The 23,416-nt window shown below is 45.4% G+C and carries 18 protein-coding genes; 4 read left to right on the top strand and 14 right to left on the bottom strand.

Annotated elements, in window-relative coordinates; all coding sequences use genetic code 11:
* The first annotated feature begins 2 nt into the window (after positions 1–2).
* The 3 genes from DWW10_RS19090 to DWW10_RS19080 all read left to right on the top strand — a co-directional run bounded on the left by DWW10_RS19090 (position 3) and on the right by DWW10_RS19080 (position 3,227).
* Positions 3–845 carry an AAA family ATPase gene (locus DWW10_RS19090; protein ID WP_022392906.1) on the top strand — a complete coding sequence of 281 codons (843 nt, stop codon included), beginning with the start codon at positions 3–5 and terminating at the stop codon, positions 843–845.
* A gap of 67 nt (positions 846–912) precedes the next feature.
* The gene (locus DWW10_RS19085) at positions 913–1,908 is read left to right on the top strand and encodes a DUF4435 domain-containing protein (protein WP_022392905.1); all 996 of its coding nucleotides are present in this window, start codon (positions 913–915) and stop codon (positions 1,906–1,908) included.
* Between the two features lie 65 nt (positions 1,909–1,973).
* Positions 1,974–3,227 carry a mechanosensitive ion channel family protein gene (locus DWW10_RS19080; RefSeq protein WP_022392904.1) on the top strand — a complete coding sequence of 418 codons (1,254 nt, stop codon included), beginning with the start codon at positions 1,974–1,976 and terminating at the stop codon, positions 3,225–3,227.
* A 244-nt stretch (positions 3,228–3,471) separates the two neighbouring features.
* On the opposite strand, the gene DWW10_RS19075 is transcribed toward DWW10_RS19080, so the two are convergent.
* Both DWW10_RS19075 and DWW10_RS19070 read right to left on the bottom strand, forming a co-directional pair.
* Complete coding sequence (locus DWW10_RS19075) at positions 3,472–4,986, bottom strand: hypothetical protein (RefSeq protein ID WP_118422095.1); 1,515 nt, start codon at positions 4,984–4,986, stop codon at positions 3,472–3,474.
* A gap of 76 nt (positions 4,987–5,062) precedes the next feature.
* Positions 5,063–7,867 carry a TonB-dependent receptor gene (locus DWW10_RS19070; protein ID WP_022392902.1) on the bottom strand — a complete coding sequence of 935 codons (2,805 nt, stop codon included), beginning with the start codon at positions 7,865–7,867 and terminating at the stop codon, positions 5,063–5,065.
* A gap of 417 nt (positions 7,868–8,284) precedes the next feature.
* On the opposite strand from DWW10_RS19070, the gene DWW10_RS19065 reads away from it, so the two are divergent.
* Positions 8,285–11,071, top strand: coding sequence for a sensor histidine kinase (locus tag DWW10_RS19065; RefSeq protein WP_022392901.1), 2,787 nt, complete (start codon positions 8,285–8,287; stop codon positions 11,069–11,071).
* A gap of 93 nt (positions 11,072–11,164) precedes the next feature.
* Here DWW10_RS19065 and DWW10_RS19060 read toward each other — a convergent pair whose 3' ends face one another.
* The 12 genes from DWW10_RS19060 to DWW10_RS19005 form a co-directional block, all read right to left on the bottom strand.
* Complete coding sequence (locus DWW10_RS19060) at positions 11,165–12,604, bottom strand: NADH-quinone oxidoreductase subunit N (RefSeq protein ID WP_022392900.1); 1,440 nt, start codon at positions 12,602–12,604, stop codon at positions 11,165–11,167.
* 119 nt (positions 12,605–12,723) lie between these two features.
* On the bottom strand, positions 12,724–14,205 hold the full coding sequence (locus DWW10_RS19055; RefSeq protein ID WP_022392899.1) for a complex I subunit 4 family protein: 1,482 nt from the start codon (positions 14,203–14,205) through the stop codon (positions 12,724–12,726).
* 48 nt (positions 14,206–14,253) lie between these two features.
* Positions 14,254–16,143 (bottom strand): NADH-quinone oxidoreductase subunit L, encoded by a 1,890-nt coding sequence (nuoL, locus tag DWW10_RS19050; protein ID WP_022392898.1) that lies wholly within the window; start codon positions 16,141–16,143, stop codon positions 14,254–14,256.
* Positions 16,144–16,184: 41 nt separating this feature from the next.
* On the bottom strand, positions 16,185–16,493 hold the full coding sequence (nuoK, locus tag DWW10_RS19045) for an NADH-quinone oxidoreductase subunit NuoK (RefSeq protein WP_022392897.1): 309 nt from the start codon (positions 16,491–16,493) through the stop codon (positions 16,185–16,187).
* 12 nt (positions 16,494–16,505) lie between these two features.
* Positions 16,506–17,021: an NADH-quinone oxidoreductase subunit J family protein gene (locus tag DWW10_RS19040; RefSeq protein WP_022392896.1), complete on the bottom strand. Its 516-nt coding sequence runs from the start codon at positions 17,019–17,021 to the stop codon at positions 16,506–16,508.
* Between the two features lie 79 nt (positions 17,022–17,100).
* The gene (locus DWW10_RS19035; protein ID WP_022392895.1) at positions 17,101–17,577 is read right to left on the bottom strand and encodes a 4Fe-4S binding protein; all 477 of its coding nucleotides are present in this window, start codon (positions 17,575–17,577) and stop codon (positions 17,101–17,103) included.
* A 55-nt stretch (positions 17,578–17,632) separates the two neighbouring features.
* Positions 17,633–18,709, bottom strand: coding sequence for an NADH-quinone oxidoreductase subunit NuoH (gene nuoH, locus DWW10_RS19030; RefSeq protein ID WP_022392894.1), 1,077 nt, complete (start codon positions 18,707–18,709; stop codon positions 17,633–17,635).
* A 96-nt stretch (positions 18,710–18,805) separates the two neighbouring features.
* The gene (locus DWW10_RS19025; RefSeq protein WP_022392893.1) at positions 18,806–20,398 is read right to left on the bottom strand and encodes an NADH-quinone oxidoreductase subunit D; all 1,593 of its coding nucleotides are present in this window, start codon (positions 20,396–20,398) and stop codon (positions 18,806–18,808) included.
* A 7-nt stretch (positions 20,399–20,405) separates the two neighbouring features.
* Complete coding sequence (locus DWW10_RS19020; RefSeq protein WP_009131728.1) at positions 20,406–21,005, bottom strand: NADH-quinone oxidoreductase subunit B; 600 nt, start codon at positions 21,003–21,005, stop codon at positions 20,406–20,408.
* Positions 20,996–21,346, bottom strand: coding sequence for an NADH-quinone oxidoreductase subunit A (locus DWW10_RS19015; RefSeq protein WP_007666958.1), 351 nt, complete (start codon positions 21,344–21,346; stop codon positions 20,996–20,998). The genes DWW10_RS19020 and DWW10_RS19015 overlap by 10 nt, the downstream gene beginning before the upstream one ends.
* Before the next feature lie 112 nt (positions 21,347–21,458).
* Positions 21,459–21,839 carry a hypothetical protein gene (locus DWW10_RS19010; protein ID WP_182021471.1) on the bottom strand — a complete coding sequence of 127 codons (381 nt, stop codon included), beginning with the start codon at positions 21,837–21,839 and terminating at the stop codon, positions 21,459–21,461.
* Between the two features lie 103 nt (positions 21,840–21,942).
* Complete coding sequence (locus tag DWW10_RS19005) at positions 21,943–23,394, bottom strand: TrkH family potassium uptake protein (protein WP_022392890.1); 1,452 nt, start codon at positions 23,392–23,394, stop codon at positions 21,943–21,945.
* Positions 23,395–23,416: the final 22 nt, after the last annotated feature.

Raw genomic sequence — 23,416 nt, 5'->3', positions numbered from 1 at the left:
CTATGGAAGAACAAGCCAATTATATCCAACGTATCGAGATACACAGGTTGTGGGATCGCTTCAACATAGCCTGGGATTTGCGTCCCGATGTGAATATCCTTTCCGGTATCAATGGAGTAGGGAAGACTACGATCCTTAACCGTTCCGTCCACTACCTGGAAGAGCTTTCGGGTGAGATAAAGAATGGTGAGATAGAAGGAGTACGTATTACGTTCGATCGTCCGGATGCCACGTATATTCCTTATGACGTAATCCGCAGCTATGACCGTCCTTTGATAATGGGCGACTTTACCGCCCGCATGGCTGATCCGAACGTCAAATCCGAACTCGACTGGCAACTCTATCTTTTGCAACGCCGTTATCTTGACTATCAGGTTAACATTGGCAACAAGATGATCGAGCTTCTTTCAGGCGATGAGGAACAGCGTTCGCAAGCTGCTTCCCTCTCTTTGCCCAAGCGAAAGTTTCAGGACCTGATGGACCAGTTGTTCAGTTATACCCGCAAAAGCATAGATCGCCGCAGCAATGAAATCATCTTCTATCAGGACGGTGAACGCCTGTTGCCCTATAAACTCTCTTCCGGTGAAAAACAGATGCTGATTATTCTGCTTACCGTGCTGGTGCGCGATAACGCCCATTGTGTCCTCTTTATGGACGAGCCCGAGGCCTCCCTGCACATCGAGTGGCAGCAGAAACTTATCAGCATGATACGTGAACTGAATCCCAATGTGCAACTGATACTCACTACCCATTCTCCCGCCGTCATCATGGAAGGCTGGCTGGATGCAGTGACGGAAGTGAGCGATATATCCGTGGGAATTAATAATGAAAGAATGAAAGAATGAAAAATTATATACTCGTACCGCGCCGCCCTTTCACTCTTTAATTCTTTAATTTTTTCATTGTATACCCATGGCTACTTCTTTAAAACATAATCTCACCTCCGCCTATTTCAATGCCGCCAACAAACTCTATCCCAAGAAGGCGCGTCGTCGTATTGTGGCATATGTGGAAAGTTACGATGATGTAGCTTTCTGGCGCACATTGTTGGCAGAGTTCGAGACGGATGATTACTATTTCCAGGTGATGCTGCCTTCGGCCACTTCTCTTGCCAAAGGTAAGAAGATGGTGCTGATGAATACGCTGAACACTACTGAATTGGGCAAGAGCCTGATAGCTTGTGTGGACAGTGACTACGACTTTCTGCTGCAAGGCAAAACGAACGTTTCACATAAGATAAACAGTAGTCCCTACATATTTCAGACGTACGCCTATGCCATCGAGAATTTCCATTGCTATGCTGAAAGCTTGCATGAAGTTTGTGTACAGGCTACGTTAAACGACCGTATGCTGATAGACTTTCCTGCTTTCCTGAAACGCTATTCGCAGATTATTTATCCGCTCTTTCTGTGGAACGTCTGGTTCTATTGCCAACGGGATACATATACTTTCCCGATGTACGATTTCAATGCCTGCACCCGCTTGCAGGAAGTAAATGTGCATCATCCCGAACGGACGTTAGATCCTGTGCAGCGTGCCGTTGATAAGAAACTTTCTGAGATGCGCAGGCGATTTTCGCGAAATATAAAGGCAGTGGAGGCTTTAGGTGTGGAGTTGGAAAGACTGGGGTTGAATCCTGATACAACTTACCTATATATACAGGGACATCACCTCATGGACGGTGTTGTGATGAAACTTCTTATTCCCGTATGTACCGTATTGCGTCGTGAGCGCGAACAGGAAATTAAACGTCTGGCTGCTCACAACGAACAATTCCATAACGAACTGACCAGCTATGAGAATAGCCAGACCAACGTCAGCCTGATGTTGAAAAAGAACAGCGGATACAAGAACCTTTACTTGTATCAGTGGTTAAAAGAAGACATAGGAGACTTCCTGAACAAGTGACGAGAGACGAGCTACAAAAGTGACAAGTAGCAGATGTATTTATTAATAATAATCCCCTTACTATCATGAGCATTGTACAACAAATTAACGAAGGACTTCAGACTTTAGGTTTCAGCCAGTCATTGGCCGACCAGTTAGATCAATTTATAGCATTTCTGGGAGTTCTCCTGGTGGCTTATCTGGCAGATTCCATTTGCCGGAAGATCTTGCTGAAAGTCGTTTCGCGTTTGGTAAAACAAACAAAAGCTACCTGGGATGACATTGTTTTCGACCGGAAGGTGATGGTGCACCTTAGCCGCATGGTGGCACCTATTCTTATTTATATCCTGCTGCCCCTGGCTTTTTCCGATGCGGGATCGGCAACGTTGGCGCTTATTATGCGTTTCTGCCTCATCTTTATTATTATAATGTTTCTTAGCTTTATCAGCGCTTTGCTTACTGCGGTTTATACCGTATATAGCGAGAAGGAACAGTTTCGCGACCGCCCTTTGAAGGGACTCTTGCAGACAGTGCAGGTCATTCTTTATTTTGTCGGGGGTATCATCGTTGTCAGCATACTGATTGACCGTTCACCCGGTGTATTGCTCACCGGTCTGGGAGCTTCGGCTGCCGTGTTGATGTTAGTGTTCAAAGACAGTATCATGGGCTTTGTTTCCGGTGTGCAACTTTCTGCCAACAATATGCTGAAGGTGGGAGACTGGATCACCATGCCTAAGTATGGAGCGGACGGTGACGTCATAGAAGTGTCATTGAACACGGTGAAGGTGCGTAATTTCGACAAGACCATCACTACTATTCCTCCTTACCTGCTTGTAAGCGACTCTTTCCAAAATTGGCGTGGTATGCAGGAGAGTGGCGGACGCCGCATCAAGCGTTCTATCAATATCGATATGAACAGTGTACGGTTCTGTACTCCCGAAATGTTGGCAAAGTATCGCAAGATACAGCTCTTGGCAAACTACGTTGAGCAGACGGAACAAGTGATAAAGGAGTATAATGAAGAGCATCATATTGACAACTCCATCCTTGTGAACGGTCGTCGCCAGACGAATCTCGGCGTCTTTCGTGCTTACCTGAATTGTTACTTGAAGAGCCATCCGGGTGTAAATCATGATATGACCTGTATGGTGCGTCAGCTTCAACCTACCGATCACGGTATACCGTTGGAACTGTATTTCTTTTCTGCAACCACATCCTGGATACCTTATGAAGACTTGCAATCTGACGTTTTCGACCATCTGTTGGCTATTATTTCAGAGTTTGATCTGCACGTATTCCAGTCACCGTCCGGTGAAGATTTCCGTGAAAGGCTTAATTGAGACGAAAGGCTCTTGAATTCTCGGCTTTCTCACTATGTTGAGAATGTATTCTCATTGCGATGAGAAAGAATACTCAATACGATGAGAATATATTCTCAATGCGGTGAGAATATATTCTTGCTATAGTGAGAAGAAATCGATCTTGTAGTTCCCTGATATTAGTAAACGCCGGACAAGTTCAGAAGAACTGTCCGGCGTTGCTTTTGTAGAAGCTTAGCTTCGGCGTGTGAATTTCAATGAGTGATTAATATACTGTGTTTTGTGGGTCGAAGTTCGTCCAGCCTTCCAGCCAATTATCATTCGTGTCGCGGAAAGCACCGATATAGTTTCCGTCAGTTCCCATGATAGCCGTAGCGGGGCAGTAATTCTGACCGGTATTCATCGGGTCAGCCAATCCCAGTTCAGCTTCAGTCATTACTTTGTTCGAAGCCTCACTCTTGAAGAAAGTGTGTGAATAAGAAACCTGGCTTTCATCATACGTTCCGGTCTCTCTGTTGTAGAGATAATCTTCGTATTTCTTATTATTGTCCGAGCCAACTACACCCATACCGGCAAAGATGATATTCTTCAGATGGAAATCGCCGTTTTTAGAATATTGAACCGTGTTTCCTTTTTCGCCATCCACAATCAGACCGATAGGATAACCTACTGCCAATGTATTTTCGCAGCTCAGCTTACTGCTGCGACGTATCTGCATGGCGGACTGGAACAGACCCAGCTTGGATTTATTATCCGGGTACATGTCACCGGCAGTGATGTATTCGGAAGTGTTCTGGAAATCAGTGTTCTTGGCAGCCATCGGACCGATGAACGTTACATTCTTGAATGTTGCAGTTGTGAATGGAGCGATATCTGCACCTGTTCCGTTGTTATCGCTTTCGAAGCCATTGGATTGCGATGTGTCGGCAATGCGCGGGTCACGGATAGACAGGCAGTATTGTACAGTTCCGCTGAAGCCGTTATCTGTATCGAATTCATCGTCCCAACCTTTATAAGCTACCAGATATTTGCAGTTCACTGCGCCACCGAACCATTCGAAAGAGTCATCGTTAGAGTACGATACCTGTAAGTGGTCGATGGTGGTACCACTACCCACGGAGCCGAATGTAATACCGTTGATCTCTTTGTCTGTTTCAAAGGGATAACCTGCAAACTCAACGCGGATATACTGGAAGATACCGGAATTGTCGGCATCGTTGCTGCCTCCGTGTATGGTGCGTGGCCCGCCTTCTATTTGCTGTGTACCCTGGTTGTTTTTAGCTTTACCGCAAATGATTAAACCACCCCAGTCACCCGGTCTGCGCTGTCCGGGAGCCTCCTCGGAAGTCATGACAATAGGGGCTTCCTTGGTTCCTTTCATTTCTACATATCCACCCGGTTCTATAATGAGGGCCGCCATTGTCTGTTTGTCACCCTTGATAATAGTGCCTGCGGGAATTTTCAGTTTAGCGCCATCGGCTACATATACCCAACCTTTCAGCAGGTAGGTTCCTTTTTCCAGAGTTACATCACCGGTGAATACGAAGTGTTGATCGCCATTGCCCAGTTCTGTTCCATCTTTGAATAGGACACCTTTGCTGTAGGCTGTTGTACCATCATAGGTCACTTCGGGGTCTGTACTGCCGTTTCCGTTTCCATTTCCTCCGTTTCCACCATTCTCTCCATTGGTGTCGTCAGAACAGGAAGACATCACATTTCCAATTGCAATGGCTGCACACATCATAATGATCCAGCCAAACTTCTTAATTTCCATTTTCATACTTTTCTTAATTTGGGAATTAAACTTCTTTATGTTCAGGTATTGTTAGTACTTTATAAACTGAAAGGGTGGGGTATCAGAAGCTATAGGCTATGGCTAGGTTGTAGCTTCTTCCCGGTTTGTAACTGCGGGTCACCTCTTCAATGGTGCGGGCTTGTCCGTTTACGGTGACGTCTTCAAACTGCTTGAAGTAGTAGCGTTCGGCCAACAAGTCGCGTACGGTAGCCTTTATTTCCAGTTTGCCAAATTTTTTGCTTGCCGAAAGGTCGATACTGTTGCGCGGCATTTCGTAAGAGTTTGGTATGTTGCGTGCATCACCTTCGGAAGAACTGCCGTAGCGGTTGCCTACACCGATGATACGTTTTCCGATACGGTTGTAGAGTACGGCGGCATTCCATCCCTTATCCGGATTGTTATAGAAGAGCCCCGTGTTGATGAGGTACGGCGATTGCCCCTGCATGGGACGGTCTATATTATTGCCTCCTTCTTTAAACTGTACTTTGCTCTTGATCCATGCGCCATTGAATGAGAAACTGAAATTACGCATACCGATGAAGTCGAGATTCTTGCGGATATCTACTTCGATACCGTAGTTGTTGGCGCCTTTGGCGTTGACGTAAGAGTAGATCGGGTCGGTTCCTCCCGACATGGTGTAGGTCCATTCAATGGGATTTTCGAAATGTTTGTAGAACAGGGCAATGGAAACTTGTTCACCGTTGCTGGGATACCATTCGTAGCGCAAGTCTACGTTCTGTATGTAAGCTGCCTGCAGGGATGAATTCCCCATGACACTGCTTCCCAGGTCGAAATCATAGTAAACGGAAGTGGACAGTTCGCGGAACTCAGGACGGTTTACCGATTTACCGTAAGCCAGGCGGAACTGATGCTTTTCACTCAGTTTGTAAGTGGCATTGACGGAAGGGAACAGGTCTTTATAGTCATAGAAAGTGCTTTGCAGGCTTTCCTCATACGAACGGGTGTTCATAATCAGTTCCTGACGGGCATATTCATAGCGTGCTCCGGCGTAGAAGCTGAAGGAACCTATCGGAACGTTGATGCCGACATAACCGGACAATTGAGTGTTTTTGCCCTCATAGTTATTCATGTAGTTCACTTCTTCCTGCATGTAGAGCTTGTCAATTCCATAGTTGGAGTCTATCAATACATTGTTTGCCACATCATTGTCAAACTGGAATCCCTTAGGCAGACTGTTATTCGGTTGCCAGCCGTACTGGAACTGGCGGGTGTTGTAGGTACGTGTACGATACTCACCATAAGCGCCGGCTTTCAGGGTAGGGGCGATGTCACCGAACTGGAAGTCCTGGCGATAATTTATATTTGCCGAGCCGATGTGCTCGTCCAGTTTGGTGAATTCACGGCTGATGCGGTAGATACCCATGGTTTCGTTGGTGCGGTCGGTACGTTCAATGAGGCGACGGTCCGGCAGGTTACGGTTGGCGTAAGCATAACCCACACTCCAGTCGAAACGGCTGTCATCAAAGCTGTGCCTGCCTGTGAACTGGGTGTTGTAAGTGGTACGGCTGGAGTAGTAATACTCCATGTTGTTGATGTTGTCCGGTTGTGCGTTGAAACCTGTACGTTCCGAGTAGCGGTCTTTGGAGATCTGGTTGAAGATATTCTTGAATTCATAGCGATGGTTGCTGTTGCGCGGCTGGAAGGTGAGATTCAGCAGGGCACCGAGGCGGATATCATTGCTGTACTGGTTGTCCGTTGCTTTCCGCAGATAGACGTATTTGTCATTGTTGGTATCATAAGGACCATAGAGAGAGTTTTCCATATCGAGATAGGTCTTATAGGAATTGCTGTAGTTCACAGCAGCCAGCATACCGATGGCACGTCCGCTTTCGGTTTCCCACTTGCGGTTGTATGCCATATTCAGTTTTAAGTCCCCTACGGGTTTGATGGTTTTCAGTGTCCAGTCGTTGTTGAAACCATTGTTCAATACATTTATGCGGGCTGTGTTTCCGGTTTCATATCCGGGATACATGTTCAGTGTGCCTTTCATACCGGCATCCAGACTACGGAAACCGTTTCCGAAGCCGAGCCAGTCCATGCTGCTACCCTTGGCTTTACGAAAGTCTTTGAAGTGCGTCTGGTCATTGATAGCTCCTCCTACTGATATGTTGAAGCTGTTTTCGCTGGGCATATCTTTGGTATTTATCAGGATGAATCCGCCTGTGAAGTCTGCGGGATATTCCGGGGCGGGGCTTTTTACGATTACCATATTATCCAGTTGTGAACTGGGGATGATGTCGAATGAAAAGGCGCGTGAATCGGCTTCCGAACTGGGCACGGCACTACCGTTCATCCATACATTATTGTACCGCTGCGACAGGCCGCGCACCATTACAAACTTTTCATCAATGATGCTGATGCCGGGGACGCGACGGATGACTTCCGAGGCATTGCTGTCCTGGGTTTTAGCTATTTGTTGGGCGGAAACCCCACTCTGTACCACAAGGCTGCGGCGTTGTTCCTGTATGAGTGCTACCTCGTTATTCCGTTTGGCTTGTGCGGTGACGGAGACTTCGCCTAATGCTTGTGCATCACTTTCCAACTCAAAGTTCAGCACAGTTTCGGCCTTAACTTTTACACTGTTGAGCAGGATATCTTTGTATCCTATATATCTCACGGCTATGGTGTATGTACCGTCTTTTACATTCAGCGTATAGTTACCGTCGATGTCGGCTACTACCCCCTGCGCTGTCCCGGTTATCTGTATGGTAGCTCCGGTCAGCGGCTCTTTCGTCTGCTTGTCGAGAACGGTTCCTTTGATGTTTCCAGCCAGGGCGGTCATGGTGGAAAGTACCAGTAATAAAATGAAGAAAAATACTTTTCCTAAATCCAGTTTCATGCTCATCTTTTATCGTTTCTTGTTTCCGGTGCAAAGATGCGGCAACGGAATTACAACCGTAATACACATGTCATACAATTGATTCTCAATTAGGTTACAATTTGATAACAAGGTGAGGTGATGTTAGGGGGAGTGTACCGATATTTGCTTTATTACTGTATAGAAAGGAAGGAAACCAGTTGACGAGTTGACAAGGGAACAAGGGGCTGCGCAATGCTTCTGTGCCGCATGGAACCTTGTCCCCTTGTCAACTTGTTAACTCGTCAACTTTCCCTCAAAACCCTACAAAAATGATCAAACGTTTATTAGACTCATGTAGCTGCTGGTTTTAAACTTTCTTTTTTTTGTTAGTAGGAATAGGACAGAAATTAATAAGTAAGCATTATCTTTGTGTTATTTTAGAATATTAAAAACACGAATCGTATGAGTGACAACCAATCACATGAGGCAAAACGTTTTCAGCTCCTTTCATCTGTTGGACAAATAGGTTGGTGGGAAGCAGATTTCGCTACCGGGGAATATCTTTGTTCCGAATATGTTTGTAATTTGTTCGGCTTGGAAGATAATACCATGACTTTTCAGCAGTTCGGTGAATTAATTCGCGAAGATTATCGTTGTCGCATTACGCGTGAGTTGCTTTCGATAGAAGAAATCGAAGTTTATGAACAAACCTTTCCCGTTTATTCTACACGAGGTATTGTCTGGATTCGCTCCCGTTTAGGAGAAAAATGGTTGGCAGAAGATGGACATCCGAAAGCATTCGGTATTGTTCAATTGGTTGATACCCCTAAAACACAGTCTGATGATATTCTGAAACAATTTAATGAGTTGTTGTTCAGGCAACATACGGTATCCCACTCTTTGCGTAACTTTATGAAAGATAAAAGCTTGAGTGAAGTGATTTCGGGAGTGTTGAAAGATGTGCTTGAACTTTTTCATGGCGGACGAGTCTATATTGTAGAGTATAATGATGCCGAGTACCGTACTCAAAGTTGTACCTATGAAGTAGTGGCCGATGGTGTGACCCCGGAGATAGATTTGCTGCAATTTCTCCCGACTAATGGTATGGAGTGGTGGCTTAAGCAGATGCTGGAAGATAAACCTATTTTATTGAGTTCTTTGTCAGACCTGCCTCGCGAAGCCCATCAGGTATATGAAATACTTGCCGTACAAAACATAAAATCGCTTATGGTAGTCCCTTTGCGGAACACTGAACGAGTATGGGGATATATTGGCATTGACTTGGTAGACAGACATTATAAATGGACAAATGAGGATTACCAATGGTTTTCATCTTTAGCGAGCATCATTAATATTTGTATCAGTTTACGTCTTGCCAGAGATGAGGCCGACCGGGAACGCAAAACTCTGTCCAATCTCTATACATATATGCCCATGGGGTATGTACGGCTCTCCATTCTTTACAATGACGAAGGAGTACTTTATGATTATCTCATTACGGATGCAAATCAGTTCAGCGCTGTTTTATCCGGTTCGCCTATAGAGGCTTACAAAGGACGTTTTGCATCAGAAATCTATTCTCCTGACAAATTGGATATTAAACTTCGCCTTCTTGCAGATATACACAAACATGGGGGACATCGGGAACTGGATGAGTATTTTGAGAACTCAGGTAAGACTTGCCATTGTATTATTTATTCACCTGAACCAGATGAACTGGTTTGTCTCTACATCGATATTACGGAAATGCGTCGCACTTATACGGCACTTGATCATAGTGAGAAACTACTGCGTAACATTTTCTCCAACATTCCTGTAGGTGTGGAGATTTATGATAAGGATGGGATACTGATTGATCTTAATAATAAAGATATGGAGATATTCGGAGTCAAGGATAAAGCAAGTACAATTGGTGTGAACTTCTTTGAAAATCCGAATGTGCCGCTGGATGCCCGTGAAAGAGTGAAAGTAGAAGATGAATTCGACTTTTCACAGGATTATGAATTTGCCAATGTGAGTGACTACTATGAATCGGAGAAGAAAGGAGGAATAGAACTATACACTAAGGTCAGTAAAATATATGACAGTTGTGGCGAGTGTAGTGGTTTTGTACTTATCAATATTGATAATACGGAACGCATCAGTTCTATTAATCGTATCCGCGATTTTGAGAACTTTTTCCTACTGATTTCTGATTATGCCAAAGTGGGCTATGCTAAATTGAATCTGCTTACTCGTGATGGATATGCTATTAAGCAGTGGTATAAGAATATGGGTGAAGATGAAGATACCTCATTGGCTGAGGTTGTGGGTGTTTATAATAAGATGCATCCGCAAGACAGAGCACGTGTACTGGCTTTCTTCGAAAAGGCTAAACAAGGGGAAGCTAAAAGTTTCAAGAGTGAAATGCGTGTACTAAGACCCGGAACATTGAATCAGTGGAATTGGGTACGCATGAATGTGGTACTTAACCGGTATGAACCGGCAAATGGCTTGATTGAATTAATCGGTGTCAATTATGATATTACCGAGTTAAAGGAAACGGAACAGAAGTTGATTGAAGCCAAGGAGAAGGCAGAAGAATCAGACCGGCTGAAGAGTGCTTTCCTGGCAAATATGAGCCATGAGATACGTACACCGCTGAATGCAATTGTAGGTTTCTCAAGTTTGCTGGTGGAGACCGAAGATAAGGCAGAAAAACAGGAGTATTCTAAGATGGTGGAGGAAAACAATGAACTCTTGTTGCAACTGATTTCTGATATTCTGGATTTATCAAAGATAGAGGCAGGCACTTTTGATTTTAAATTCAGGGAACTGGATGTTAAAACTTTGTGTGGAGATGTTGCACGTGCTATGAAGTTACGTGTAAAACCGGGTGTTGAACTTATCTTTGAATCTACCTTGCCGTCATTTGTGATTGTAAGTGATCCCAATCGTCTGCATCAGGTTATTTCTAACTTCGTAAATAATGCTATTAAGTTTACTTCAACAGGCAGTATTCAAATCGGATACGACAAACCTGATGAAAATCATCTGCGAATATATGTGTCGGATACAGGTATTGGCATTGCTCCTGAGGCATGCAGGCAGATATTTGACCGTTTTGTGAAACTGAACTCATTTGTACAGGGCACTGGTCTGGGGCTTTCTATCAGTAAAAGTATCATCGAACAGTTAGGAGGTACCATTGGCGTGGACAGTGAACTGGGCAAAGGCTCCACATTCTGGTTTATTCTGCCGGTGGTATAATCATTGTTATCCTAATACTAACGATAAAAAAAATGTGTACCGGAGATTTGATTCTCTCGGTACACACTTTAGTGAAATAAGAATTAATGTCCGTTATAGTCCGAACGAGAACTTGTCGATGGATTGATAAACCACGCTTGCAAGGCTCAATACAATAATACCGAGCGTACAGATGACAAGGCTGGCACGCGTATAATTATCGCTACGGAAAGTAGCGATAGGCTCATCACTCTTGTTGATATACATAGATTTCACAATCTTCAGATAGTAATAGAGTGAGATAATTGTGTTTACCAGTGCAATAAACACCAGCAAGTGGAAACCACCTTGGAAGGCTGCTGCGAAGATAAAGAACTTCGAGAAGAAACCTGCAAACGGAGGAATACCTGCCAGTGAGAACAGAGCGAGCGTCATAAGGAACGCCAGCTTGGGATTGGTGCTGTACAGTCCGTTATATTCTTCAAGTGTGAAACGTTGGGCACGCAAAGCAATAATCGTGATTACTGCAAATACGGAGAGGTTGGCAAACATATAAATGAGTATGTAGTACACCAATGATGCCATACCTTGTTGTGTACCGGCAATGACACCCAACATAATGTAACCTGCCTGCGAGATACTGGAGAATGCCATCAGTCGTTTCAGGTTTTCCTGGCGCAGTGCAAAGAGGTTGGCGAGGGTGATAGAGGCTATAATAACCCAGTAGAGTACTTCCTGCCACTGATCTATCATCGGAGCAAACGTCTTGATCAGAATTGTCAGCAGCACGAAAGCAGCCGATCCTTTGGAGATTACACTCAGGTAAGCAGTTACCACACTCGGAGCACCTTCATATACGTCGGCTGTCCAGAGGTGGAAGGGTACGAGCGAGAGCTTGAATCCCATACCGGAGAAGAAGAATACAAATGCCATTATCTGCAAGGCGTTGCCGTTTAGATGGGCCGGAATATCATCAAAGTAAAGTGTGCCTACTGTGCCGTAAATAAGTGAAATACCATATAGCAACAGTCCGCTTGAGAAGAGTGCTGTAAGAATGTATTTGGCACCGGCCTCAGCAGAGTGGTGGCGATACTTATCAAAAGCGACCAGCGCAGCCATTGGGATACTTGCTGTTTCCAGTCCAATAAAGAACATCAGGAAGTGACCTGCGGAAATCATGAAATACATACCCAACAGCGTGCAGAGCGTTAACATATAGAATTCACCCTGTTTGATTATTGTATCCGGCAGTTTTAGCCACTCGTGTGCCATCAGGAAGACGATAAGCGTACCAACACTGAGTATCGATTTCACAATACTTTGTATCGGCGCATTATGGTACATACCACCGAAAGCATCGGCAGCCGGACCGGGTATGATCGTAATCAGCGTGTGTATCGTGAGCAACACGACGGGCAACATGGTGTTGAGTCGTGGGTTACCATCCTTTTTATGTGCATCAGGGCTCATAAAGAGGTCGGCTACGAAGAGGATAACGATGACCGCTATCAGCGAAAGCTCTTCTTTGAGAATGAGGAATTGGGAATAATCCATTTGTAACAAAATTAATAATTAATAATGAAAGAATGAAAGGCATTCAGCATCATGCTTTTGCGGCATGGGCTTAGGCTTTTGATGTTATACGGTCTTTCATTCTTTAATTCTTTCATTCTTTAATTGAACGAAGTTATCAAAGGCAATACACTTTCTCCAATCATATTGCTGATCCATAACGGAGCAAGACCGAGACCTGCAACGCAAACGATGAGTATGATAACGGCGGTGCGTTCATCCCAGGTAGCGTCGGTTAATGTCAGGTGATGCTTGTTAGTACAAGTGCCATAGAGAATCTTACCAACGAGTCTAAGGATATAGACTGCAGTGATTACGATACTGGTGCAGGCAATAATCGTCCACGTACGGTGGAAGACATCCACATGCTGGAATGCACCGTTGAAGATGGTCATTTCGGCAACGAAACCGCTGAGTCCCGGAAGTCCGAGGTTAGCAAGTCCGGCAATCACATAGCAGACAGCCAGGAAAGGCATAATCTTCATCAAACCGGAGAGCTCGCGTACGTCACGGGTATGAGTGCGGCCGTATATCATACCGATAAGGGCAAAGAACAGGGCAGTCATCAATCCGTGGCTGAGCATTTGCAGGACAGCACCGGTACAAGCAGTCTGGTTCATCATCAGGATGGCAAAGAGTACGAGACCGCAGTGAGATACGGAAGAGTATGCGTTGATATACTTCAAGTCCGTCTGTACACAAGCAGAGAAAGCACCGTAAACTACGGATATACCAGTCAGGATCAGGAAGATCCATCCAAGTTCCTGGGCAGCTTCGGGCATCAGATACATGGCGATACGGAAGCAGCCATAACCTCCAAGTTTCATCAACACACCTGCATGGAGCATACTTACAGCCGTAGGCGCAGAGGCATGACCGTCGGGGCTCCATGTATGGAACGGGAATAATGCACCGAGTACACCGAAACCGAGGAAGGTGAGCGGGAACCAGATGCGTTGTTGTTCAATTGGAATATTGTGCAGTTGTGCAATCTCCAGCAAGTTCATACTGGTGGCACCGGAACCGAAGTAGATACCCAGAATACCAATCAGCAAGAATGCAGAACCACCCATCAACATCAATGTCAGCTTCATGGCAGAATATTCCTTTCGTCCACTGCCCCATACACCGATAAGCAGGTACATAGGAATGAGCGCTACCTCATAGAACATGAACATAGTGAACAAGTCTGTAGAAATGAAGAAGCCGAACACGCCCAGGGAAAGCAGGGTGAACCAGAGGAAATACTCTTTTGTCAGCGGTTGCAAACGCCAGGAGGCGAAAGTACCGGTGAAGACAATGATGGCAGAAAGCAGCAACATGGCTACTGAAATGCCGTCTACTCCCACGGAGTAATGTATATTAAGTGCCGGATACCAAGGTACATCTGCACGGAACAGCATTTCGGCAGTGTCTCCGGCGGCACGGGCTTGCAGGTAAGCAATGGTCAGGCCTACGGCAGCCAGCACCAATGCTGATGCACCTATGACCATCACCGTGCGTATCTGCTTGATGTTACGACTTAGCCAGAGACCAAGCAACATCAACAGAGGGATGAGAACAAAAATACTTAATATGTTCATCTTTATATTACGTTTTACTATTTACGAATTACGATTAACATTTCTCTACTATAGCAGCAATAGCAATATCAGCGCCAGCGTACCCAACAGGAATACGTAAGTGTATTGCTGAATCTGTCCGCTTTGCAAACCGCGTATCTCATCGCTGGTGGCGTTGGCACTCCAGGCAAGGAAGTTGAAGAAGCCATCTACTACATGGCGATCGAACCAGGCAATGGGGCGGGAGATGCAACCGAAAATAATCTTGTGAGTTATGAACTGATATACTTCGTCGATATAGAATCGATGATAAGCAGCTGTCCATAATCCGCGGAAGCGGTGGGCAAGAGCATTGGCAACGGGTTGTTTGGCCCGTGCATACATGGCTGTAGCAATCGCAATGGAGATAACGGCTATGGCGATGCTGGTGCCTGCTACTGTCCAATCGAGATGTATCTCGTAAGCTGTACCGTTGGAGCTGATGAACTTACCGAAGGGGATGAAACCTGCTACAATGGTAACAACAGCAAGGAACACCAACGGGATAGTCATAGCCAGCGGGCTTTCGTGGGGCTTATGTTCAGAGTGAAGCTCTTTGTTTTCTTTACCCCAGAAAATTCCGTAATAGAGGCGGAACATATAGAATGCCGTCATAGCAGCAATTGCTGTCATAATCCAACCCATAGCAGGACTGAACTGGAAGCATGCAGTCAGTATTTCGTCTTTAGAGAAGAATCCGGAGAACGGAGGGATACCTGCGATGGCAAGACATGCAATCAGGAATGTGATATGTGTTACAGGCATATATTTACGTAACCCACCCATAGCGGACATTTCATTGCTGTGTACTGCATGGATGATGCTACCTGCACCGAGGAAGAGCAATGCCTTGAACATGGCGTGTGTAAACAGATGGAACATTCCTGCCATGTAACCCAGGCCACCGTGATGTGGATCGGCAGAAGTACAAACTCCCAGTGCCACCATCATAAAGCCAATTTGTGAAATAGTAGAGAATGCTAATACACGCTTGATATCACTCTGCACACAAGCTACCGAAGCGGCGTAGAATGCAGTGAACGCTCCGACGTAAGCTACCAGGTGCAGCACATCCGGTGCATAACCGATGAACAACGGGAACATTCGTGCCACAAGATAAACTCCGGCTACTACCATCGTTGCTGCATGGATCAATGCACTGACAGGTGTCGGGCCTTCCATAGCATCCGGTAACCAGATATGCAATGGGAACATTGCACTCTTACCGGCACCACCGATAAACATAAGTCCCAGTGCCAGAGGTATCATTGTCGCACCGCCTTTCAGTAATGCCATTTCACTGGGCTGGAAAGTATAGGTTCCGGCATAGTAACCGTAAACGAGGATACCGATCAGGAAACCCAGGTCGGCAAAACGGGTGACAATAAACGCCTTTTTGCTTGCAGCAACAGCAGACGGCTTCGTATAGTAGAAACCGATAAGCAGATAAGACGAAACACCCACCAACTCCCAGAACAGATACATCTGGAAGATATTGGTAGCCACTACCAGACCCAGCATGGACATGGTGAAGAGGCTGAGAAATGCATAATAACGTTGGAATCCATGTTCACCTTTCATGTAGCCGAAAGAGTAGATATGTACCATCAGCGACACGGTAGAGATAACAATAAGCATCATTACTGAAATAGGATCGAGCAGGATACCCAGGTCGATGCTCAGCGTTGGGGTGAAAGGCAGCCACGTCACATTATAAGGTATAACTGTGTCGAAAGTGCCGTCTGTCAGACGTGGAGCGGAGAAATATTGCCAGGCAGTGGCATAGCTCAGTAGGGCCACCACAGCCAATACCGTGGTACCGATGATGCCTGCCGTCCGGTGCGTCATCCATTTGCCGCCAATCCCCAATACCAGGAAGGAGAGGAGAGGAAGCAGGAGAATGAAGATTGTATATTCCATATTCTTTTCTTTTTTATTCTATTATTGATACTGTACTTATTCTACCACTTCAATTCGTCCAGTTTATTAACCTGGATGCTTCGTATATTACGGTAGATATTGATCATAATCGCGATAGCTACTGCCGTTTCGGCTGCCGAGATGGCGATGGAGAACAGGGCAAAGAAATACCCTTCCAGTCCGTCGGGGAAAAGGAAACGGTTGAATACTGCGAAGTTGATATCCGTAGCATTCAGTATCAACTCGATGCTGATAAGTATCGCCAGCGTGTTGCGGCGGGTGAAGAACCCGTAAATACCGGCGAAAAACATGATAGCCGAAACTATCAGATAATATTCCATGTGTATCATAATCAATTGTTTTTATCGTTTACGTGCAATCACCAAGCCACCTACGATACATGCCAGCAACAGGATGCTGATTGCCTCGAAAGGAAGCAGATAACCATATTTATCACTACTCAACATAGAATGTCCGATAGTCTTGATATTGATTTCCAATGGTACAAGATCGGTGGTTACTATAAACTTATGTTTCAGTGTGATGAACAGTACGATGATGGCTCCGCCTACGGTTGCTCCCAGACCGGCCACCAGTTTGCTACGTTTCAATTTGTCGATGGTACGGTCTCCTTCGCCACTGGTTAGCAGGATGGAGAAGACGTAGAGTACCACAATACCGCCGGCATAAACCATGATTTGTACTGATCCCAGGAAGGTGTAACCTAACAGGAAGTAGATGCCTGCTGTGCCGAAAAGCGTAAACAGCAGATACGTTGCCGAGCGTACCATGCGGCGTGTAGTCACTGTGAGAATAGAACACACGGTGATGAACACTGCCAGAAAGTAGAATACTACGGTTTCAAGGGTTATTTCCATTTGATTTAATGTTTTAGTGTTTATTGATAAGTGATTGGTATATGCCGCATGGCACTAATCACTTATCACTAATCGTTAATCATTTTTTTATTACGTGACTGCCCGGATGATTAAGCGTCTTCACCAGCTTTGTGCGGTCGAATACTGCATGTTCAAAGTCTGTAGCAAACGTAATTGCATCGTGCGGACAAGCTGTAACGCAAAGTTGGCAAAACATGCATGAACCGAGATCGTATTCATACTTCGCCAAAATCTTCTTTTTCTTGCCGTCCTCAGTCTCTATCATTTCACTGGTTACTTTGATAGTGTCATTGGGGCATGCTATCTGACATAGTCCACATGCTATACAGTGATGTTCGTTCCGCTCATTGTGGGGCATGGTCAGCGTTCCGCGAAAACGGTCGAACATTTCCAGTGTCGCACGGTTTTCCGGATATTGTTCCGTTACTTTCCGGCGGCAAAAAACAGTCATGGTAGTTTTCATACCTGTTAGCAAAGAACCGATGCCATGCATCAATCCGCCTAAATAACTGTATGTTTCGTTCTTATCTTTCATTATCTCTTTATATTTAATTTACCCGAAGGGAAACTTTGCTCCGGCGCTACGCCGGTTAGAAGTGCAGTTTAAATACAACAATCAGTACCATGATGATCAGGTTCAGCATTGAAATCGGTACCAGGTACTTCCATTCCAGTGCCAATATCTGGTCGATACGCAGGCGGGGGAATGTCCACTTAATCCACATCAGTAGGAATACTACAAAGAAAGCTTTACCAAAGAACCAGATGAAGCCCGGAATATAATCCATTATAGCATTGAAGCCGTCCAGTCCTACGATATGGAATGGCATCCAGCCACCCAGGAAGATGGTAGCAGCTACACTGGCTACGATAAACAGGTTCAGATATTCGGCCAGGTAGAAGAAACCGAAGTGCATACCGCTGTATTCGGTGTGGTATCCTGCCGTCAATTCACTTTCTGCTTCCGGTAAGTCGAACGGACCGCGGTTACATTCTGCGTTTCCGGCTATCAGATAGATAACGAATGCAATTACTGCAGGTATGTGTCCTTTGAAGATGAACCATCCATCTGCTTGGCCTTCTACAATTTCAGAGAACTGCATTGTTCCCATCAGTACTACCATGGTCAGTATACTTAGTCCTACAGACAATTCATATGAGATAATCTGTGCGCCGCTTCGCATGGCACCGATGAGTGAGAACTTATTGTTCGAACCCCATCCTGCCAATAGAATACCTATTACACCTATACTGGACGCAGCCAGCAGGAAGAATACACCTACATTGAAGTTCAGTACTTCCATACCTTTATTAATAGGCAGGCATGCAAAGGTCAGGAACGAAGCAATGATCACCATGAACGGTGCCAGATTATAGAGAAAGCGGTCAGCATCCTTGGGGGTGAATATCTCTTTGGTCAGCATCTTCAATACGTCACAAATGACTTGGATGCTACCCCATTTACCCACACGGTTCGGACCGAGGCGGCATTGGAAGAAGGCGCATATCTTGCGCTCCATATAAATAAGAATGATGGCGAGCACGGCATACATCAGGATGATGCACACGCCTATCACTACACATTCGAGGAATATTGCCAGACCTTCCGGCATGATGGAAGTCAGCGTCTGGTGTATCCAGTTGGTTACTATACTAAAGTCAAACACGTTATTTAGTTATTAGTTGTTAGTGATCAGTGATTAGTATCTTGCGATGTGACAGCGTAGTTCGCTCATCACTAATCACTAATCGTTCATCATTAATTACCTGTCAATATCCGGCACTACGTAATCCAGTGTTCCCCCGATAGCTATCAGGTCGGCAATCTTCGATCCGCGGCAGATGGTGTCTACGGTACTTACCAATGGTAATCCCGTTGAACGGAAATGCAAGCGGTACGGAGTTTTGTCACCATGACTCTCCAGGAAGACGCCAAACTCACCGCGGCTTCCCTCTACAGCAGCATAATACTGCCCTTCCGGTACGCGGATAATAGGTTTCATCTTTTCCTGATACGGACCTTCGGGAATGTTGTCGATGAGTTGCTCAAGGATATTCATACTTTCCATGATTTCATCCATACGAACCATGTAGCGTGCCCAGGAGTCTCCTTCGGTATAGACGATTTCTTTGAAATCCACTTTGTCGTATACTCCATAAGGTTGGCGCTTGCGCACATCACAAGCCCAGCCGCTGGCACGTCCTGTGCCGCCTGTGGCTCCGAAAGCGATAGCATCTTCACGGCTCAGCACTCCTACGCCTTTCAGACGTTGTTGTGCGATAATGTTACCGGTGAATACCTGGTGATATTCGTGGATGATTCCACGCAGATAGGGGATGAACTCTTTCACTCGTTTCTGGAAGTTAGGATGCAAGTCAGCCTGTACGCCACCGATAGTGTTGTAGTTCATGATGAGGCGTCCACCACAAGTTTCCTCAAAGATGTCGAGTATTTTTTCACGATCACGGAAACCATAGAAGAAAGCGGTAAGGGCACCGAGGTCCATTGCCAGACAGGAATAGAACAGCAAGTGAGAGTCGATACGTTGTAATTCATCCATAATGGTGCGGATGTACTTCACACGGTCACTCACTTCTATACCCATTGCCTGTTCAATACACATACACAGGGCATGGCGATTCTGGTGTGCACCCAGATAATCCAGACGGTCGGTCAATGCCAACGTTTGGGGATAAGTAAGGCTTTCGCACATTTTTTCAATACCCCGGTGGATGTAACCACAGTTAGCATCTATCTTATCGATGGTTTCACCTTCCAGTGATACACGGAAACGCATTACACCATGCGTAGCCGGGTGTTGGGGACCGATGTTCACAACGTATTCCTCGTCACCAAAGAGCACCAGTTCTTTATTTCTCACGGTACCATCCGGGTTCAGTTTTAACTCGACAGTGGTATCGATAGTTTCTTCATTGTCCATGCGCAATGGGTTGTCCTTTTCCGGATCGTTATCCTTACGCATCGGGTGGCCTACCCAGTCATTACGCAGGTAGAGACGACGCATATCAGGGTGTCCTATGAAGACAATACCATAGAAGTCATATACTTCACGTTCATTGAAATCCGCTGCTTTCCAAATGTCGCTGACACTGGGTAATTCAGGATTCTTGCGGTCCAAAGTAGCAGTACGTACTGCTGCTTGTTTACCGGTAGCGGTGGATTCCAGCAGGTAGACAACACCCAGTCCGCGTGGAGCATCCGGTGCATCTCCATCGGCGGGTTCTCCCCAGTCCATACCGCTAAGGCACTTCAGGAAGTCCATCTGCTCTTCGCGGTACAGACGGAGCATTTCAGCATGTAAGTCCGCAGGTTTTATAAATCGTATATTATCCATATTTTGATTATTTTTCTGTCTCCTCTTTCGGTTTGGGCTCTTTTCTGTTTACTCCACCGAAGAATTTTTCAATTTTCACTTTGCGCTGCAATTGCATCATACCATAATAGAATGCTTCCGGACGGGGAGGACATCCCGGGATGTACACATCCACCGGTAGAACCTTATCTACTCCATTTACTACATGGTACGACTTCTTAAATGGCCCGCCACTGACGGCACATCCACCTACGGCAACCACATATTTCGGGTCTGGCATCTGGTCGTACAAGCGTTTTAGTACAGGTGCCATCTTATTAGTAATGGTTCCGCATACCATAATCATATCTGCCTGTCGCGGACTGGCACGGGCTACTTCAAATCCGAAGCGCGCCATGTCATAGCGCGCGGCACCCAGTGCCATGAACTCGATACCGCAACAGCTTGTTGCAAACGTAAGTGGCCACAGTGAATTACTGCGTCCCCAGTTGATGAAATCGTCCAATACTCCGAGGGCGACGTTTGCACCTCCGGCATTAAGTTCGCGAACGAGTTTCTCCAATGTTTCATTATCCGTAAATTCTTCATACGGGATAGATTTTATTTTGGGCTTTTTCTTTATTTCCATTCCAATGCTCCTTTCCGCCATGCGTAGGCAAGTCCCAATACAAGGATAAGTAAGAAAAATAAGATACTGAGTAATCCTGCTATTCCCAGGTCACGGGCGATAACAGCCCATGGGAACAGGAATACTGTTTCCACATCAAACATCAAAAACAGGATGGCAAACAGATAGTAACCTACCCGGAATTGCATCCATGATTTACCACGGGTAGGGATACCGCACTCGTACGCTTCCATCTTCTGTGGATTGTACGAACGGGGTGATATCGCTTTTGACAATGCGATAACAATACCCACGAAAGCAATTGCCGTCAGCAAGACGACTACTAACAAAGTAAAGTTCATAAATCTAATTAACTTTTAGATGTATATAATAGGATAGTTGGTCGAACTGGGCAATACCTCTGAATTGCCTTCAACGGACCTTGGTAAGCGATAGGGCCTACCTGACTTTTTATCAAATAATAATCTTTCTCAGCCCGAATACATAGTAAGAAAGCGGGTCGGGTACAGGATAGAAAGAAGTATGTAGAGGCGAATCACCGATCGAAGAATCGGATAGCCAGCACATTCGAAAATAATTCAGCAATAGCAAGACACTCTTGTTACCGGGTACTTGCGTACTGTCCACATTGTCCATATATAAAGGTATAGACGAGAAGTGGTCATATAATATGCTACGGATATCTTGTTTGTGGGCAGTAGGAGCCTGAGATAAGATGCAACGTTCTTCATCATTGCGTATGAAAGTGCATGATATACCTGCCGCCTGTGCGGCACCGTCGTATAATAATACGCCGAGCAAGACTATCATGAAGTATTTTATGCACTGTCTCATACAACTACTTTTTTCATTCGGCTGCAAATGTATAACAAATATTGGCTATTTTGTTATATAGAGATGGCAAAGTACTTTATTTTTAGCACTTTTTTGCCTTATATCAACTTCTTCTCCAGAATTCCGGGGTAAAAAGCAGCAATACGGTGAATAATTCCAGACGCCCCAGAAGCATGAGGAAAGATAATAACCACTTTGCTACATCAGGCAATGCATTCCATGAAAAGGCAGGGCCTGTTTCACCCAATCCGGGACCCATATTACCGATACTGGAAACTACGCAACCCACAGATTCTACAAAACCGATACCCAGTCCCATCATAATCAGTACACTGATGATAATGATAACTGCATATATAAAACAGAATGCCAGTACGGTAGATTGTACGGAGGGTGAAATAACCTGCTTGTTAATCCTGACCGGTAACACTGCATTCGGATGGAGAATATGTTTGAATTCATTACGCGCTACTTTGCCGAGAATAACCATGCGGATACATTTGAGACCACCTGTCGTGCTTCCTGCACAGGCACCCATCAGCATGACAATGGTTAGCAATCCCCATGTTACGGCAGGCCATAACATGTAGTCATCTGTGGCAAACCCGGTAGAGGTGTGCAGCGAGATAACCTGGAACAGTGATTTACGGAAGGCATCTTCCATTCCTATTGAATTGGAATAGTAAAGTATGACTGTAATTAAACCGGTGAATATTATAACTGACCAGAAATACCATTTCAACTCGGCATCGTGGATAACTTTCTTGAATTTCCGGTTGACGAAGAGCAGCAACAATGTAAAGTTGATGCCGGATATAAACATGAAGATGGATATTACATATTCAATATAGGGAGATTGATAGTAGGCTACACTGGCTTGTTTGGTTGAGAAACCACCTGTGCCGGTAGTGGCAAATGCATGACAAACACTGTCGAACCAATCCATTCCGCCCATCATCAGTAAAACAACGAGAATACCAGTAATACCTGCATAGATACTCCAAATCCATTTGGCGGTAATGCCTATACGCGGATGTACTTTATCGTGTGTCGGTCCGCTGGCTTCGGCTGCAAATACCTGCAAACCACTGACACCGAATATCGGAAGGATGGCAATGGTAAACATGATAATCCCCAAACCGCCTATCCATTGGGTCATACTGCGCCAGAAGAGGAGTCCGTGGGGCAATGACTCTATGTCATCCAATATGGTAGCACCCGTACTGCTAAAGCCGGACATTGTTTCAAAGAAAGCGTTGGTGATGCTCGGTATATATCCGCTGATATAAAATGGCAGCATGCCGAAAAGTGAAAATGCTATCCACGCAAAGCTGACGAGTACATATCCGTCCCTGCGTGTCAGTTGGCGATCTCCTCCCTTGCCCATGGCTGCCAGAAGTAATCCCGCGCCTGCCGTGATACCTGCCGATACCCAGAAATCCACCAATGCTTCGTCCTGATAATAGAACGAAACACCGGAACAGGCAAGCAGCATCACTGTTTCAAGCAACAAGAGAATACCAATAATCCGTATGACTGTCTTGAAATTAATCACGTAATTAAATTATGAATTATGA

It is taken from the genome of Bacteroides intestinalis (genome assembly GCF_003464595.1).
Classification (GTDB): Bacteria; Bacteroidota; Bacteroidia; order Bacteroidales; family Bacteroidaceae; genus Bacteroides; species Bacteroides intestinalis_A.
Note: the sequence above shows the minus strand (reverse complement) of the source record. Positions and strands in the feature narration are given on the sequence as shown.